The 17241-nt window shown below is 45.6% G+C and carries 15 protein-coding genes; 3 read left to right on the forward strand and 12 right to left on the reverse strand.

Features of this window, described 5'->3' with window-relative positions; translation table 11 throughout:
* Positions 1–7: 7 nt before the first annotated feature.
* The 4 genes from ACL934_RS07135 to ACL934_RS07150 all read right to left on the reverse strand — a co-directional run bounded on the left by ACL934_RS07135 (position 8) and on the right by ACL934_RS07150 (position 3282).
* Complete coding sequence (locus ACL934_RS07135; protein WP_374079284.1) at positions 8–376, reverse strand: VOC family protein; 369 nt, start codon at positions 374–376, stop codon at positions 8–10.
* A gap of 37 nt (positions 377–413) precedes the next feature.
* Positions 414–908, reverse strand: a complete 495-nt coding sequence (locus ACL934_RS07140; RefSeq protein WP_374079286.1) for a thermonuclease family protein — start codon at positions 906–908, stop codon at positions 414–416.
* A 69-nt stretch (positions 909–977) separates the two neighbouring features.
* The gene (locus ACL934_RS07145) at positions 978–1901 is read right to left on the reverse strand and encodes a S8 family peptidase (protein WP_413613270.1); all 924 of its coding nucleotides are present in this window, start codon (positions 1899–1901) and stop codon (positions 978–980) included.
* 271 nt (positions 1902–2172) lie between these two features.
* Positions 2173–3282, reverse strand: coding sequence for a sensor domain-containing diguanylate cyclase (locus ACL934_RS07150; protein WP_374079296.1), 1110 nt, complete (start codon positions 3280–3282; stop codon positions 2173–2175).
* A 223-nt stretch (positions 3283–3505) separates the two neighbouring features.
* On the opposite strand from ACL934_RS07150, the gene ACL934_RS07155 reads away from it, so the two are divergent.
* Complete coding sequence (locus ACL934_RS07155; RefSeq protein WP_374079299.1) at positions 3506–5092, forward strand: FAD-dependent oxidoreductase; 1587 nt, start codon at positions 3506–3508, stop codon at positions 5090–5092.
* Here ACL934_RS07155 and ACL934_RS07160 read toward each other — a convergent pair.
* The 4 genes from ACL934_RS07160 to ACL934_RS07175 form a co-directional block, all read right to left on the reverse strand.
* On the reverse strand, positions 5089–6294 hold the full coding sequence (locus ACL934_RS07160; RefSeq protein ID WP_374079302.1) for a hypothetical protein: 1206 nt from the start codon (positions 6292–6294) through the stop codon (positions 5089–5091). The genes ACL934_RS07155 and ACL934_RS07160 overlap by 4 nt on opposite strands.
* A complete protein-coding gene (locus tag ACL934_RS07165) occupies positions 6291–6731 on the reverse strand; it encodes a pentapeptide repeat-containing protein (protein ID WP_374079305.1) in 441 nt (146 codons plus the stop codon). The genes ACL934_RS07160 and ACL934_RS07165 overlap by 4 nt, the downstream gene beginning before the upstream one ends.
* A gap of 6 nt (positions 6732–6737) precedes the next feature.
* Positions 6738–8705, reverse strand: a complete 1968-nt coding sequence (locus ACL934_RS07170) for a hypothetical protein (RefSeq protein ID WP_374079308.1) — start codon at positions 8703–8705, stop codon at positions 6738–6740.
* 137 nt (positions 8706–8842) lie between these two features.
* Entirely contained in the window at positions 8843–9469 is a 627-nt protein-coding gene (locus ACL934_RS07175; RefSeq protein ID WP_374079310.1) for a hypothetical protein, read from the reverse strand.
* 120 nt (positions 9470–9589) lie between these two features.
* Here ACL934_RS07175 and ACL934_RS07180 point away from each other — a divergent pair, with 120 nt between their 5' ends.
* Complete coding sequence (locus ACL934_RS07180) at positions 9590–10216, forward strand: hypothetical protein (protein WP_374079312.1); 627 nt, start codon at positions 9590–9592, stop codon at positions 10214–10216.
* On the opposite strand, the gene ACL934_RS07185 is transcribed toward ACL934_RS07180, so the two are convergent.
* From ACL934_RS07185 to ACL934_RS07195, 3 genes are read right to left on the reverse strand one after another with little or no spacing between them, the layout of a single operon-like run.
* Positions 10206–11480 carry a PQQ-binding-like beta-propeller repeat protein gene (locus ACL934_RS07185; protein ID WP_374079314.1) on the reverse strand — a complete coding sequence of 425 codons (1275 nt, stop codon included), beginning with the start codon at positions 11478–11480 and terminating at the stop codon, positions 10206–10208. The genes ACL934_RS07180 and ACL934_RS07185 overlap by 11 nt on opposite strands.
* Positions 11477–12652 carry a hypothetical protein gene (locus tag ACL934_RS07190; RefSeq protein ID WP_374079317.1) on the reverse strand — a complete coding sequence of 392 codons (1176 nt, stop codon included), beginning with the start codon at positions 12650–12652 and terminating at the stop codon, positions 11477–11479. The genes ACL934_RS07185 and ACL934_RS07190 overlap by 4 nt, the downstream gene beginning before the upstream one ends.
* Entirely contained in the window at positions 12649–13116 is a 468-nt protein-coding gene (locus ACL934_RS07195; RefSeq protein WP_413613271.1) for a pentapeptide repeat-containing protein, read from the reverse strand. The genes ACL934_RS07190 and ACL934_RS07195 overlap by 4 nt, the downstream gene beginning before the upstream one ends.
* 151 nt (positions 13117–13267) lie before the next feature.
* Here ACL934_RS07195 and ACL934_RS07200 point away from each other — a divergent pair, with 151 nt between their 5' ends.
* Positions 13268–16606: an Ig-like domain-containing protein gene (locus ACL934_RS07200; protein ID WP_374080450.1), complete on the forward strand. Its 3339-nt coding sequence runs from the start codon at positions 13268–13270 to the stop codon at positions 16604–16606.
* Positions 16607–16645: 39 nt separating this feature from the next.
* On the opposite strand, the gene ACL934_RS07205 is transcribed toward ACL934_RS07200, so the two are convergent.
* Positions 16646–17161: a hypothetical protein gene (locus ACL934_RS07205; protein ID WP_374079321.1), complete on the reverse strand. Its 516-nt coding sequence runs from the start codon at positions 17159–17161 to the stop codon at positions 16646–16648.
* Between the last annotated feature and the right edge of the window lie 80 nt (positions 17162–17241).

Raw genomic sequence — 17241 nt, forward strand, 5'->3', positions numbered from 1 at the left:
AGACCGACTATTCGGGCTCTGGCAAATTGATCAACGAGTCTTTGTAGTGTGGAGGTTCCCAAAGCTCTATTTTGTTTCCCTCGGGGTCATACACCCACGCAAAGCGTCCATATTCACTTTCTTCCAGGTGGTCTTCAATGCGAACGCCTTTGTCAGCTAACGAGGAAATAAGGGGAGCTAGTTGCAGAACTTGAAAGTTAATCGTACTGGGGGATTTCGATGGAGTGAAATAACTTGTGTCATATGGAAAGATAGTGGGGACAACAGCGACTCCGTCGTCATCCAGGGTAAGGCCGAGATTTTCTTGATACCATTGATAAAGTTTTTTGGGATCGTGAGCTTTGGTAAAGACAATCCCCACACTATTGAGTTCCATAGAATCAGCTTGCGCTTCTCTATAAAACTTCGCAAGTCTATTTACTGGCAGGCTGGCGGAGGGACTTGCACCAATCGGGATGCTGTTTCGTGCCTCCGTCATAAGCATAGGCGAGGTTGTTCTTTAACAAGATATCTTTCAAAGATTTTCCATCAACCATCACATCCGCAAGAATACGAAAGTATTTGTCACGTTGAACGTTGTGCAATTCAACATTTTTCGCGTTCTTTAAAGTCGTAGAAACAAGATTGCGAGCAATACGTCCGGCTTCTTTTTCACAGCGATCTTTGGTTTTAACTTCGGGGGTATCAATGCCAAAGACTCGAACTGAAATATTTTTGCCAATCAATGCCGGAACATCCGGGATGTTCACCGTCAAAGTATCACCATCATAATTTTTTAAAACCTTCACGCAGCGAAAAGTTGTATCGTCGTGGGCGCAGTTGGGTGCCACTTGTTCACGAGCTTGAGAATTTTGAGAGCAAGAAGAGAGAAGTAAAAAACTAAGAGAAAGCAAAAGGCGTAAATTCATTCTTTAAGATTAAATGCCTCCTGACATATTGGCAACGGGGCTCCACGCGGAGCCCTTTGCGTCATTTGCTTAAGGAGTGAATGTCATAGCCGCCTGCAAGCTTGAAATACGAGCTTGAGAACGGATTTTCTTAGAGAGCTGGCGGTCCTTCACCGCACTCTTTTCTAAAAACTTTTTGATGTCTTCTGGCTTCCACGTTTTATCTGATTGAATCATCAGGGAGGCGGCCAGGCCACTCACCCAGGCCGTGGCTTGCGAAGTGCCTGTCATATAACCGTAACGACCTCCCGGTAAAGACGAGAGAACGTTTTTCCCTGGGGCCACAATATCCACGGATTTTAAGCCGTAATTACTGGTTGCGAGCAACCTCTTGCGCGAGTCCATCGCGGCAACAGAAATAATATTGCTCAATGGGTAGCCCGCTGGATAGTAGCCGACGCGGTCGGTATTGCGCCCTTCATTACCGGCCGCCGCCACAAAAAGAATTCCCTGTTTTTGGGCGTCACGGATTGCAGCCTCTTCCAGCGGGCTCTTAATATCGCCACCGCCTGAATAGTTAATAATATCGGCCTTCATCTTCGTCGCATAACGAATGGCCTTCACAGTATTCAATAGATTGTCATCACCTGATTTTTCAGGATCGTAGTATTTAAGAATCATAAACTTCACGCGATGGGATTTTGCTTTTTGCAAGATGATCCCCGCCACATGGGTGCCATGGCCGTGATTGTCGGACAGGTCCGCATTGTTAGAAACAAAATTCCATCCATGGAGGTCTTCGGCATATCCATTGCCATCATTATCAGTGCTATTTTCTTTTTCTCTGGGATTCACCCAAAGATGTTTTTTGATCAAAGGATGGTTCACATCAACTCCAGTGTCGATGATGGCCACTACAATATCGCGCGATTCTTGCGCGAAAGAAGTCAGGGGAGAAAGCGTTGTGAGCAAAAGAGGAAAAAATATTTTCGGAGGAATTGTTCTTGTCATCATGACAAAGACACAAAGCAAAGGCGAAGCCAACTCTCTTCAATCTAAAATTGATTTCGTTCGGAATTTGGCAGCGAGTGTTCAGAAATTTCTAAACATAAAAAAAGCCCGAACGATTGTTCAGGCTTTTCTGGTCACTAATTTATCATGAACAACTGTCTAAACTTTAGACACTAGTACACTGTAACATTAATTTTATCTGCGTTGCTTCGTCGTCGACGTACACTTGTACGCCTTCCTCCTCGCGCCTTGCTAAAATTAATGTTACAGCGTACTAGGCAACGCGCTTAATCGCGGGGCCTTTAGAAACGGTGTATTTGTTGCGACCGGTTTGCTTAGACTCGTACAAAGCCTCATCGGCGCGCTTATACCAGTTGTCTGCACTTTCACCATTCATCACTTCGGCGATGCCCATAGAGACGGTAAAACGAATTTCAAGCTTCTCGTGGACAAAGACTTCCTTGCGGATGCGAGCCATCGCCTCTTCAGCCATCTTAATGGCAGCTTCGCTATTGCAACCTGGAAGGATCACAGCGAATTCTTCACCGCCAAGACGGGCGATAAAGTCCTCTTCGCGGGAAAAACTTTCTTGGAGCAGGCGCACACATTCTTTCAGAACGAAGTCGCCGATATCATGTCCATAGGCATCGTTGATCTTTTTAAAGAAGTCGATATCTAAAAGAATGATGGTCATAGGATCGCGGTCGATCTCGTGAAGTTGCAAGTAGCGGCGCACTTGTTCGTCGTAACTCTTGCGGTTGTGGGCCCCCGTTAAATGGTCACGGCGCATGGTTTGGTTGGCTTCCATCAGTTGTTTCTTCACAGTTGTGAGGTTCTTTTTGATGGATTCCATGCGTTTAGAACGGCGCTCGTTGCTGGTATTCTGATGTTTCAAATAAAAGTTAATGAACTCACGGGAACGGGCGCGCAATTCCTCGATGGAATTGGATTCGACAGCCTCACGGAGTTGCTCTAGGCTTTGATTGATATCGCCTTGGGCAGAATCTTCCACGTGGGCTTCTTCGCTCAGGTGATCGGCGAAATCCCAGATGATGCGTTTAAAGTCATCAAAGGTGTTCTGCACATAGGTGTATTCGTCAATACGGTAGCTGGATATAAACTGACGGATCTTAAAGAGAGTTTTTTCCGCTTCATCTGAGTTGGATTGCACAAGCTCTTTGGCAAAGGTGTCGAGCTTTGCACGCACCTTGCGAACCTGATGATTTTGAATTTCAAAAAGATGTTTGTTATAGACATCTAATATATAGAGCAACGTCGCACGGTCTTCACTGAGCGACGGAGCGGGCGAGGCCTCTTTGTTATTTGAGGGCGTTCCCCAGTCCATATCAAACTGTTCAACAAGCTTTTTCACCCATTGTTTCAAGTGCCGCCTCCTACGTCCATTGGCATAAACAAGTTCACTCTTTCTCATCGGAATTATGATCTCCCTATTGAAGACAAAACCTGAAATTTAATAACTGCCGTGTCTCAAGGTGAGACAACCGACAAATAAACAACGTGCTTTGTTGTTTTTCTGCATAACTTCCTGACACGGCCTGCAGGACTTTGTGATTGTTACTATGATTGCTTTTAAGAAGGAGAATGCCATGGCAGTCAGTGCAAAAACCAGTGGTCCTGATTTCTCTAAAGGTGTTTCTGAAGACGTCTTAAAGGATGGTGAAAGTCTTTTAGGACATGTCGGCGATGAGCCCGTACTTCTTGTGCGTCAAGAAGGCATGTTTTACGCAATTGGTGCTAAGTGTTCCCACTATGGAGGTCCATTAAATGAGGGTTTGATCGTGGGTGAGACAGTTCACTGTCCATGGCACCATGCCTGTTTTGATTTGCAAACAGGAGAGGCGCTGAAAGCTCCGGCTTTAAATCCCGTGGCGGCTTGGCATAGTGAACTTCGTGATGGAAAAATGTTTGTGACAGATAAAAAGGCTCCGGTGATTGCACCAAGGGAAGAAACGGCTTCACAAAGAGTTGTCATCATTGGGGGAGGCGCCGCGGGAACTTCGGCGGCTGTGATGTTGCGACGTCATGGCTATCAAGGCGGTATACAATTGATTAGCGAAGATAAATCTCTGCCTTATGACCGGCCGAATTTATCTAAAGATTATTTGGCAGGGAATGCTCCTGATGATGGGCTTCCTCTCTATTCTGAAGAGTTTTATAAAGATAATAAAATTCATATGGAACTTGAGGTGCGTGCCGAGAAGATCGATCCGCATCGCCGGGCCGTTCATCTGTCTAATGGAAAGTCCTTCAGGTACGATCATTGCCTGATCGCGACTGGGGGAGCCCCTATTAAACCGCCGATCCCCGGGGTTGATAAAGATCACGTTTATTTGTTGCGAACGCTGCAAGATTGTCGACGTATTATCGCAAGAACTTCGTGGTCGTCACGGGTTGTAATTATCGGAGCAGGATTTATTGGTCTGGAAGTCGCCTCTGCTTTGAGAATGCGCAATATGGAAGTTCATATTGTCGCTCCGGAAGAAATGCCTTTGCTTAAAATTGTCGGCGTCCATGTCGGAAGTTATATTAAAAAATTGCATGAGCAGCATGGAGTTCATTTCCATTTGGGTCACTCGGTCAAAGAAATCAGAGATCGCAGCGTGCTTTTAGACGAGGGTCAAAGTATTGACTGTGACTTTGTTATTGTCGGAGCGGGAATCAGACCTAACACGTCTTTAGCAGAAGAAGCTGGATGTGAAGTCAATGGCGGCATCGTCGTGAATGAGTATTTGGAGACTTCTGTCCCTGGAATATACGCAGCAGGAGATATTGCGCGCTGGCCAGATCCTCGCAGTCAAAGGTCTATTCGCGTTGAACACTGGGAAGTGGCGGAGCGACAAGGACAGGTGGCGGCTTTAAATATTCTGGGTGATAAAGTGCGTTTTCAAGAAGTGCCATTCTTTTGGACTCAGCACTATGATCTTTCTCTGTGTTACACGGGATTTTCAGATCGCTTTGATCGCATGGATGTCTTAGGCGATATGGAGAAAGAAGATTTCGCCGTGGCCTATTATGAAGACCAGAGAATTGCCGCCCTTTTAACCGTGGGACGGGATCAAGAAAGTCTTTTGGTGGAAGAAGCGCTAGCACATCTGGATGATAAAAAAGTTCACGACATCATTCGCGAATACGAGCATCGGGTCGAAGCCCGTCAAGCGGACCCGCGATTTTAGTCGGCGGTTTTTGAAAGTTTATTGATCCAATTGTTGGGAAAGAAACTTGAGTAATTAAGTTCTTTCTCGCAGATATTTGTCGCGGCAACCAAAGGTTGCCAATCTTTTTCCCCTTCATAGCGAGCGGGGATGATAAGATCTATTTGTAAAACTTCCGGATCTTTTTTCGCCCATGCACAGGCATTTTGGGCAAGACGCCAGAAAACCATCGAATCACATTGAGTTCTTGTGATCAACCACGGCGGCTGCAAAGGAAGCTCTTCCTTGCTCTGATCTTTTTTCCAGATAGAGAGGTGAGGTTGGCACTGCACACGACCGTCATACATAATCATCGCATACATTCGGCCTTCCCCAGTCATCGCGGCATCGCCAGGAATAAGATATTGGGGAACTTGCAAAGCGATGAAGAGCACCAAGAGCGTGCGAGCGATGCGGGGTTTTAGAACGGTCTTAAAAGAATTCCAAACTCCCAGAGGAGGAGCTAAAGAACGAGTGATCAACAATATCCCTAAGAGAAGAAGCATTACGGACGGGTAGAAGAAACGCGTCAGATGCCACGAATAGAGATGGAAGATGACCAACTGGATGAATAAAAAGTAAAACCAAATATTTCTTTTTGCAAACAGCAGGAAAATAAATCCTAGTTCCAAGAGGAGCACGTACCAAACGCCAATCTTAGTAAAGAAGAACGGAAGAAGGCGCTCATTGATCGCGGCACCACTCAGCCAGTTCATGTCGATCTTTAAAAGACCTGCTGTAAAGTAAATCACGAAGAAGGTGAAGGGGAGGCTGTAGACTCTCTGAGGTAAGAGCAAGAACGACAAAGTGATAAGTGTAGGAAGGTAGTGATAGTTCCCTGTAAGTCGATAATCCTGAAGAATGATGATGTTCTTTATTAGGAGAAGAGTCCAAAGCAGAGGAATTGCCACTTTATATTTGCGTAGAGCCCAAAAGACGACAGACGAAATGGCAATCACTAAGTAAATGCCTAAGATGATGTTTAAGATGGTGGCCGAGGGTTTGAAGATCTCGCAACCGTCAAATAACGGCCAACAGACCGAAGGAGATGAAGATGACAGGATCCAGTGCAAAGGCTTTTCAGTCAGCCAAAAGATAAACGTTAAAACATGTTCAAGGCTAAGTAGAATTCCTACAGCAAAGAGGGAAGGATATTTTTTTAACTCTGCTAAAAGGGAATTCATGGTTCTTCCCTCATTCCAAAAGTTAAAGCCACATCTTTAGTAAAAGGCAGTTTGGTTTCTCTGTTAAAAAGAGCCCCTTCTAAGTGGGCCCCATAAAGGAGCGCCTGAGATAGATCAGTTCCTCGCAAGTCAGCTTCGCGAAGATCCGCGAAGCTGAGATGAGCTTTCGACAAATTTTTATTCTTGAGGTTTTGTTCTTTCAGAACGATGAAGGGTGCGAAGAGGCGTTCTTGCAGAATAATTTCGGAAGCGGGGAACTGAGGTTGAAGTCCTGGATTCAATACCGGAAAGACGGGGCTAAAAGTTTGATCTTGAGAGGGGAACTGAAGAGTATTGATTTTCGGACGTGGAAATAAGCGCTGACCCATCGGGGTCAGCTGACTTAGTAACACAATTAGAATTATTGCACCGTAGTAGTATCCAAGTTGCTTCATCATTAATGATTAGAATCCGTCTCCATCTCCGTCGCATGAACCACCACTTGGCACAGTTACAACGGTTGAAGTTCCTCCATTTAAGCATTGGGAAAGAGTAACGGTGCTGCAGCTTGTATTAGAAACATAAACCTGACCATGAGGAGTACCACCGCAATTGGAGCCTGCCGCAATAGCCACGTGATTCACGGCTGTGATACGACCTTGAGAATCAACATAGAACTGAGGAACGTAACTCGCGTTACCGTACCAGCCAGCGCCAACACCTGTATTTGTCAAACCAAGAGTAACACCACCAGAAGAGCCACCGCCCCAAAGGCCTGTGCTTGCAGATACACTGGTGATTGTACCGCCTGAGTTGTTATCGGCTTGAGGAATCCACTGTCCGCCATCCCACTTAAGAACTTGACCCACACCAGGGCCGTTACTAGAGACGTTGCGACCTTGAAGGCGTACAACAGAAGTTGAACCTTGTCCGCCAACCACGTCGCCACCTAAAGCTCCATAGAATCCTGCGGCATTCCCAGGAATATTTCCTGTTACTTTTGCGCCGGAAACAGAAGCGATTTTAGCATCAGTGACGTTTCCGTCGGCGATCTTAACTGTTGTCACGTTGCCATCAGCAATTTTCGCCGTCGTTACATTCTGATCGGCGATCTTGGCAGTTGTAACATTAGAATCAGCAATTTTTGCTGTAGTTACGTTTTGATCGGCAATTTTCGCAGTGGTGACGTTCGAGTCAGCAATCTTCGCCGTTGTCACGTTCTGATCGGCAATCTTAGCAGTCGTAACATTAGAGTCAGCAATTTTCGCTGTAGTTACATTTTGATCGGCAATTTTCACAGTTGTGATGTTGCTATCAGCAATTTTTGCCGTGGTCACAGCACTGTTGGCAATATCCACTGTAGCTACTGAACCATCTAAAATTTTCGAAGACGTAATCGCAGAGTCCACGATCTTAACAGTACTAATCGCACCATTTGCAATTTTATTAAATGTGATTGCACCGTCAGCAATTTTAGAGTTAGTAACCGCTTCGTTCATGATTTTGTCGGAAGTAACAGCTTCATTCAGGATTTTTTCTGTAGTGATGGCGTTGTTCGAAATTTTTCCACCAGTCACAGAGTTGTTGGCAATATCAGCTGTACCGATAGATCCATCTTCAATATTAGTAGAACCGACGGTCGTGTTTCCAGTGACAACGTCTTGCCATTGTCCACCGATAGAAACTTGCACGGATTGAGTCGCTTCATCATAGCGCATAAGACCGTCGCGAGCCGGAGCCGCTGCAGTCCCATCCGAAGAAGGAATACCAATAGAACCCGTGGATGGAGAACTTGCTGTTGGATTTAATAACGCAAGAAGTCCGTCAAAGTTTGAAGGAAGAAGAAGTGTTTCAACTCTGTCTTGAGTGACGTTCGCAGATTTACCGATAAAGTCTGCCGCTTTTTTACCTTCAAGAGCCACGGCGTTTTCAGATTCCATTGCGTAAGGAACCGAACGCATATTGAAGTCAGGTGACAACGCAATAGTTTCTGATCCAACTGTAAAAGAAACACGAACTTTACGGCTGTCTCCGGCTTGAGGGGAGTAAGTATCTCCCGTCGCACATTTTGTTAACCCTGTCAGAGAACCTGAGTTTTTAAGTACCTTGTGAATAGGAAGAGCGTGTCCTACGTTAACCACGGAAGTGCCGGCTTCCGAAGCGCCGATCACGAAGTTGATAACACCTTTGCTGTTATTCATATTAACAACACGGTTTTCTTCGAAGATCACGCAGGCTTCAGCGCCCGGAGATAAAACTTTAATATTAAATGTAACACTGGAGTCTTCTAAAGGAAGACCATCGGGCTGGATAATGCGTCCTTGGACGGTAAGACCTTGAGGGACTTCCGACAATGACACCTGAGCATGGGCCAAACCCGTGATCAGAAGAACACCTAGTAATACAAAAGTTCTTTTTATCGAGAAGTTCATACCTTTGTTCCTTGTTAAAATACGTTCAAGTAAGGACTCTCTACTGATACACTTCTTATCGGGTAATTTTGTGAATAAATAAATAGCGGTCCAGAATTATTACAAGAAAAGAGAATCGTTGTTTCAAACTGAGTCAGTTATTGGCGAGAAGACTCTTTAATATTTTTCTGACATTCCGGAGTTAGCTCCGCGATCTTCCTTTTTAGGCATGAGAAGTAGTTATTTTCATCTGCGCAGAATCTACGGATGTCTGTATCGCACGCTTTGCGAAAAGCTTGTTGAACTCCTTGAACTTGATTCAGGCAAGCTCTCGAAATCTTATCTTTGTTGCTGCGAAGGCAAGCCAGAGGATGTTCTATTAAAAACTGATTCTCAGTGCAGAATTCATCATAATCTCCTTCGCAGGCAGGAGTTCTTTTTAAAAGCATTCTTTTTGCGTCATCGGGTTTTAAGAGTTTTCTGTTATCGGATTTAGCTTTGAATGCTTCCGGTTGTTGAAGGGCCGCCAAAGTAGAAAGAGCACTTGGAGCAGCGGTCGCAGCGGGAGCAGGCGAAGGAGCAGGTGGCGGTGGTATCGGCTGTTTATTAGCAGGAACCATTTGTACTGGAGCTGATGATGTCACTGCTACTTGTGGTTGTAGGGAGATTTGCATCGGAGCCACTTCATTCGTCTTGTTTTGAGTCAAGCGCATAGTGATCAGTGTCGATGCCACCGACACGGCAACAGTACCAAATATAATAAGAAGGACGTTCCGGATGCTCATATCTATATATAGTGTCGGAGAGACGCCAATCTTTCTTAAGTCCTGAAACGAGAATGTGAAGGCTCGGTCATTTAAGAAATCTCGAAAGGGAACCGATAAATAATGGTAATGGAGGCAGTCATGAATCGGTACGTCTTGGCACTGCTTATATCGACAAGCGCTCTGACTGGCTGTGGTCTTGAGGCAAGCCTTGAGAATCTCGCAGGTCTTTCCAGTCCAAAACTTCCACCGGGAATTGAACTCCCGAAGCGTCCTGTTGCGGGTGTTGTCACTGACCCGGAAAAGTCTGACTTTTTAAATACGGAAATTCTTGTTGGTTCTCACGGGATCGCCGATGGTCAAACGATTTTGCAAATCGTAGTTCGTCTTATGAATTCAGACAACACTGTTGTTGCAGGCTATGTTCCTGAATACAGTATTACCAATGGTACTGGCGTTATCAAAGGTTCTTGCACGGCGAGTGATAACTTCGGGGTCTCAGTGTGTTCACTGCGCTCGACAGATTCAGGTATTAAAACGGTTCGTTTAGAAAATACAGCGGACTTCCATCCTGAGAAGGATGTTGTCTTCGATGCTCCTGTCAAAGAAGCAACGACAATCGGAAGTTCAGGTGGTGACGTTCATGAAGCCTCTGATCCGAAAGGGTGGCGCATGACGGCCTCTGTCGGTACTCAATATGATAAAGTTATTGTGCAGAAGAATGGATATCAGTTGCGCTTAGGGCCTGTGGGATCGGTTACTGAGTAAAAACCAGCAATCCATCTTTTCCGGAAGTCGCTAAAAGAAAATGACCTTTATAATAGACTGGAGAGCCTGAGAATGTGCTCTCCATTTTTATTTTCTGCAAGACCTCGCCTGAGTTCATATCGTGCACGCAAACAGCCTGGTCTTCACACAAGAAGACGACGGCATCTTGTTGCGAATATCCCAAGACCAGAGGACTTGACTGGGCTCTGGCCTCACGATTGAGAATATCTGAGGACCACAGAATTTTTCCCGTTTCGGAACTTAGAACAAAGTTCTTTTTATATCCAGTAATCGCGATACGCTTTCCGTCCGAACTTAAGGAAGGACAACTCATTCCTCCATCATCCAGAGCTGTTTTCCAGCGAAGAACACCCGAGTCGCTGTTGATGGCATAAAAAAAGCCATCCCACGAAACAAAGTAAGCCGTCCCTTTATAGACAAGGGCGCTGCATTTAATGTCATCCTTCGTTGCAAAAGACCAAAGATGCTCTCCAGTTTTTAGGTCGTAAGCTTTCATTTCTCCTGTGTTCGAACCCATCAAAATTTTACCGTGCGTAAGATCCAAAACAGGCGAAGAGTGAGGGTGATTGCCGATCAAAGGAGACGTCCAAAGCCAATCACCATTTTCCGCGTCGATAGAGAGTAAAAAACCATCAGGATCGGCAAGTTCAACGCCGACAAAAAGTTTTCCGTCATACATAAGAGGCGAAGAGCCCAGAGTCACGCCAGCCTTTGTAGCCCACCGAATAGCTCCTGTATTTTTATTCAGACTGTAAAGATATCCCGCATAGTCGCCAATATAAACACTGTCGTTGTCTGTTAAAGGAGTGGAGTGAAATCCGCGCGAGCTTGTGCCATTATAAAATTGCCATCGCAAACGTCCGTCCCAATCGTAGGCCCTTAGGTAACCTGTATCATCCGCAACATAGAATCCAGTGTCATCCGCAGCGGGAGAACTTTTGCTGGCGCGATGAATTCCATTGTTAAGCCGAGCCACTTTCCATTTGAGTTGAAACGGAGAGAAATGGCTTTTGTCGGAAATCAGAACGTGTCCTAATCTCTCGGGTCCTCCACGATAGGTGGACAAAACCGTCTTGGTGCTTTCTTCGCTGAGCTTGTAGCGAAGAGTTGCTCCCTCAACGGGTATTTTTAGTTTTTCAAAATGCAGATCTTTTTCTAAAAGAGGAAGAGTTTTAATCTCGGCTCTAATCAAAAAACCAATGACGACCAAGGAGTATATTCCCAAAAGAATCTTTTTATTCATAAAACCTCCGCCCATAAAAGTCGGGCAGGGCTCTTCGAGCAAATATCCTCTATGAAAAGGCGCGTGTGGAATCTGTCGGATGTCGTTCGGCGCGATTGCAACCAGAAGTCGAATTTCTCTTGTTTGTTTTTACAGACGTTTTCGATTTGGGAAAGGAAAACAAGCGGATCACACTGGGTACGGGTTGAAGGCGCTTTGACAAAAGGATCGTAAGTTTCTTCTGCACTGGATTGGTGGCGAATTAAAAGCGTTTCGCATTCGATTTTTGCGTCGAGCATATTTAAGGAAAGAATGCGAGGTGCGCCACTTGTCGCAGGATCTTTAGCGATAAAAGTCGGCACGATTTGCAGCAAGATGAGCAGCGTGCACATCACAACAGTGCTTGTCTTGTTCCAAAGAGACTTGTCGATAAGAGCTTCCCAGTCTTCTTTATAAAAAGGAATAAGCAGAAAAAGCCCCAAGACCAAAAACATGGTCAGTGGATAAAAGTAACCGACGATGTGCCAAGAAAAGATGTGAAATAAGATAAATTGGATAAGCGTCCCTGCGCGAATCCATTTGTTATGACTAAAAAGACCAAAAACAAGAATACATTCTAAGATGACGGCGTAGATAAGACTTGCGTGTTGTAAAGGAGCTGGCAGAAAACTCGGAGTGATGAGTGCAACCCCTGAAAGCCATTCAGGGTCAAATTTAAGAATTCCTGCACCCCAATAAAAAATGCCGACAAAAAATGGAATCAGGGTCTTTTTATGAGGGAAAAAGAGGAAGGCGATCTGCACAAAGAAGCTCATGTAGTGATAGTTTCCCATCAATCCATAAGAGAGGCTTGTGAAGAACACTTTCAAAAGTAAAAGAGAAATAAGAGCTAGGTAGCCCCAGCGAATCTTTCCTAAAAAGAAAAGAGCGGCTCCGCAAATACCGAGTAGGCTGTACAGCTCCAAAAAATGCGCAGCTCCAATGGTATTTGTAAAGCGAAGAGAGTTACAAAATGGAGCCATGGGCCAGCATAAAGGAGTTGAAATATCAGAGACCTTGATCACGAGCTCCAAGGATCTATCCATCCAAAAGTAGGCGCTCAAAACATGGGTCAGAGCAAGAAGACCGCCATATATTTGTAAAGCCCTGGAGGAAAGAATCTCCTTAATCTGATTTTGGAAATAAGAAATCATGGAGAATCCTTTACGGGGATTTGCCATTTTTCCAGTTGTCCTGGTCGGAGAGTTTTGGCGGTGGCGCTATCCATGCTGCATTTGGAGCACGGCGAAGAGACGAAGTCTACACGGCTAAGGTCAGAGCGGACAAAGTGCACGTCCTTCAATGTACTTCCTAAAAAGTGAACGCCATCAAGATCACAATCTTCAAAGCGGACATTCTGAAGAAGACAATTTCGGCATTTAACTCCCGAAAGATCGGATTTCACAAACTGCACGCCAGAAAGATCTGATTTAACTATTTGGACACCGTTGAGTTGAGAATTTTCCCAACGCGTATTTTTCATCGACATTTGAAACCAAGTGCTAAGCTCGAAGGAGCTTTCTGTAAACGTGGCATTTATAATCTGTGAGTGCGCCAAAGGTTTTTCACTAAATTCAAATTTTTCGTTTTTCTTGCCACTGAGTGGAGAAGCACTCAACGAAAGTCCTAAGGAGGTTCGCGGAGTATTCAGTGAAATGAGGAAGACGGTCCCAATTAGCGCCAAAAGTCTCATGATGAGACGATCATGACAGTTTTTTTATATAGAAACAATCCAGTTTTTTCGTGAAATTCCGATAAGTATCAATGTGATGCTTGTACGTACTATTTTGTTTATCACTTCTTTGGGACTGCTCACTGGCTGTATGAATGCTAGCTGGGAAGTATTAAGCTCCAAGCTTGAGAGCTCTGCTGCGCTTAAGCCCGCCTACAAGCCTTCTGATATCGTCGAAATTCGCTGGAAAACTTCCGGGGGCAGTGTCACTCCAGACTACTTGCGTTTGGAAACCTCTAGCGACGACGGAGCTACTTGGACATCGGTAGAAACACAACTCGTAAATGACGGCGAGTACGATTGGAATATCAGCACGATGACGGCGGCAACCTACAAGGTTCGTCTGATTGGTGTGATCAAGGAAGCCTCTGAAACAATCGACTTAGGGAGTTTTCTTCTCGATGATCAGGTCCCTGTTGCGGGTGCCAACCAAACAATCTCTGTCACTGAAGATACAATCACTCCATTTACAATCAATACGCCTACTGAAAACGATCAATATCACATTGAATTTATAACGACGCCTACGAAAGGTGCGCTTACAGGCTGTGTGAATGGTTCGAATGTTCTTGCCTGTATTTATACGCCGGATGTCGACAACGACGTGGACGATTCATTCACTTACAAGGTTGTGGACCGCGCTGGAAATGAATCAGCTGTTGCAACAGTAACACTGGACATGCAACCTGTGAACGACGTGCCGGTCATCACGACTTTGGCTTGTCCTTCTACCATCGGTGAAAACTACAACTACAGCTGTACGATTGCCGCGACAGATGTGGATTTACCAAGTCCTTTGACCTTGACTTATAAACTAGATCCCACAACAAGCTGTGGACCTTGGCTTTCTATTAACGCGGCATCAGGTGTCGTGAGTGGAATTCCGGGAGCCGCAGAAGTAGGAACGGCCTGCCAAGTTGATGCCTATGCCGAAGACGATGTCACCGGAGAGAGTGCGCGCTTTTCTTGGACAATTTCTATTGAAAACTCAGCACCGATCATTAATGTAACAGGTGGGCCTTACAGTGTGACCGAAGATGCTGCTTTGGCCGTGGTGATTCCTGGTGCTAACATTTCTTCTATTGAAGAGGGTGGTGGAAGTACTTATTCCCTGGCGACTCCAACAACCATGGGTGATCACTGCGAAGACCATGCGATGGCTCCAACTGCGACGAATTATACGATTGATCCTACAACGGGTGAGTTTTCATTCCGTCCTGCGGCTGACTATCAAGGTGTTTGTTATATTCGTGTTGGCTTGACTGACTCGGTTCCTTCGACGGGATATGCAGAGATTCCGATCACAGTAGACAATACGCAAGACGCTCCTGTTGTTGCCGCAGCTCTGACTCCATGTTCAACAGCAGCGACGGAAGATGTTCTTTATAATTGCACTATTGCAGTGACGGACCCTGATCCGGAGAATATTGGTATCTCGCGAGATGTAACGGATACTTGTTCGTGGTTAAATGCGACTCCGTCGGGAGACGGCAGAACTGTGACGATTGAAGGAACTCCGGATGACACTCATTTCGGACCTTGTACTTTGGCGATTCGTGCGACAGATCCACAATCTGCAACGGATATGAAATCGATCACTGTGACTGTCGCCAATGCAGAGCCTACATTGACAATTGGAACTCCGACCGTTTTGACAGAGGACGATTCAAGCTTTTCTTCTCTTGTTGAAGTTCTTTCTGATGCGAATGTGGCTTCTTTGGATGAAGGGCAAGGTACTTATTCTTTAGTATATACGGGACTTACGGGGACAGCTTGTAATAACGCTTCGGTTGTCGTGACTCCGGCCACGGATTTTGTGATTAATCCGGCAACAGGGGCCGTTAGCATTATGCCTAGCGCAGATTACTACGGAACTTGTTATGCAAAAATTCAATTCGATGATGGCAATGGCGCAGGCAACTCCGTTGTTGAACAAGAAATTGCGATTGTTGTTAATGCTGTGAATGATGCTCCTACGATTACGGCGATTCCAACGACACATGAAATTCTTTTGAATCCGACAGGGACAACACTATCGAATTTTTCTTTGACGGTAGATATTGGTCCCGCAAATGAAAATGCGCAGACATTGGAGTTAATCTGTACGAATTCCAATACAGCAAGATTGACTGTGGATTGTGCGCAAACCCGCACGGGTGACGGAAATCTGACTGTGAATCTGACAGCGACAGCAGGTCTTGATACCTCGGCAGTGGTGACAGTGAAAGTGAAAGACAGCGGCGGTGGTACCGATGAGTCTGCTGTTGCGACAATAAACGTGTCGATGACAGATGCGGTTGTTTTAGCACCTATTGCGGCAGATACACTCAATTATAATATTTATTCTCAGGCGTCGAGTCAGTACAACGCAACAGTCGCGGGTTCTACTCGTACTTTTGTTGTGACTGTGAATGCAGCTGTTAAAGTATCTAGTAACGATCCTGCTTTGCCAGCGATGAGAACGGGCGGTTTAGCGACTGGTGCCAGAGTGCGTTTAATCAATAACGGTCAAATCATTGGAGCTTCCGGAGCTGGAGGCCTCGCTCCGAGCGGAGCTTCTGGTGCTTTACGAATGGGACAACATGGTGGAACGGCACTGAAAGTTGAAGGTCTCTATAATAACGTAACAATCCTCAACAACGGCGTCATTTATGGCGGCGGTGGCGGTGGTGGTCGCGGCGGTACTGACAATCTCGATGCGGGTGCTGGCGGTACCGGTGGTGCCGGTGAAGGACCGATTTCTTCAGCAGTTGCTGGAACCACAGGTGCAAGTGCTGGTGGAGCCGGCGGTGCGATCGCAACAGGAGTTGCAGCGGGAGCGACACCAGCAGGAAACTATATGCCAGGCAGTGGAGTTCCGCAGACGAATGGTTCTGCGGGGCAAGGCGGAAGTAGTTGTAAAATCGGAGGAGCTTTGGCCAATAACTTTGGAGAAGGTGCAAAGTTTGGTCGTGGTGGATTTGGTGCGGGTTTTGGCGGTGGAGCTGGAGCTTGTTCGACAACTTATGCTGGCGGTGGCGGCGGTGGTCATTACGGCGGCGGTGGTGGTGCCGGTGGACTTTCAGATTTGAATGATGCGGGACTAGAAACTACTGATGTTAATGGTTACAACGGCGGTAATGGCGGAGCGGCTATTGAAGTTCCAACCTCGGTAGTATCTCCTGGAGATATCAATATTGTGATTACTCCTGGAGGCGGAAGCCAAATTGCAGGCTGTGTATGGAATGATATTTCTGCCACATATTTAACAGACGTAGTTAATAACTCCGATATAGACGCAAGAACACTGACGTTCTCACCATCAGGAGCTGAAGACGTCAATGCTCCAACAGGAATCAAATTCTGGAACAACGGCCGCGGCAACGCATATCGCTAAGGTACGCCGTACCTTTTTGAATTGCGACGCACAATTAATCTACATTTTAAGATTCAGCTGACCCAAGCCTTGATCTAAATTTTTAAAGATCAGGCTCAAAGCTTCTTCATAAGCTTTGGAGATATCGACACTCATTTTAGAACCAAAAGGATTGTTAGTTTCAAAGCAACTGCTAGCTTCGGCACCCAGTTTCGCTTTTTGCGGAATAACGAGATTGCTTGTGATTTTAACACAGCCTTCTTTGAATTTACCCATTTCAGTATTGTGAATAGTAAGAACCAAAGAGTTCGCTCCTGGAGTTGTGACCGTCGTTCCTTCACGGGCTAAAGCCTCAGTCACAGCACGAGTGATTTCTGTACGAAGTTCTGCGGATTGATTTTTATCGTCTCTTTCATCAACCACACTCAAAGAAACATTTCTTTTCGGAAGTCCACTAAGAGCAGACACTTGGATATTCTGCGATTTGATCATCGGAACATCGCGAATACTTTTTCCAGTGACCGCACAAGAAGTAAGAAGAAATGGAATACTTAAAAGAGCCAAAGCTGTTTTCATAATGAAGTCCTTTTTTGATACATCATTATGAAAACAGACCCTTGGCTTTGTAAATTAAAGATTGTGACTGACGGTGTCTA

The organism is Bdellovibrio sp. HCB-110, from assembly GCF_047323225.1.
Lineage (GTDB): Bacteria > Bdellovibrionota > Bdellovibrionia > Bdellovibrionales > Bdellovibrionaceae > Bdellovibrio.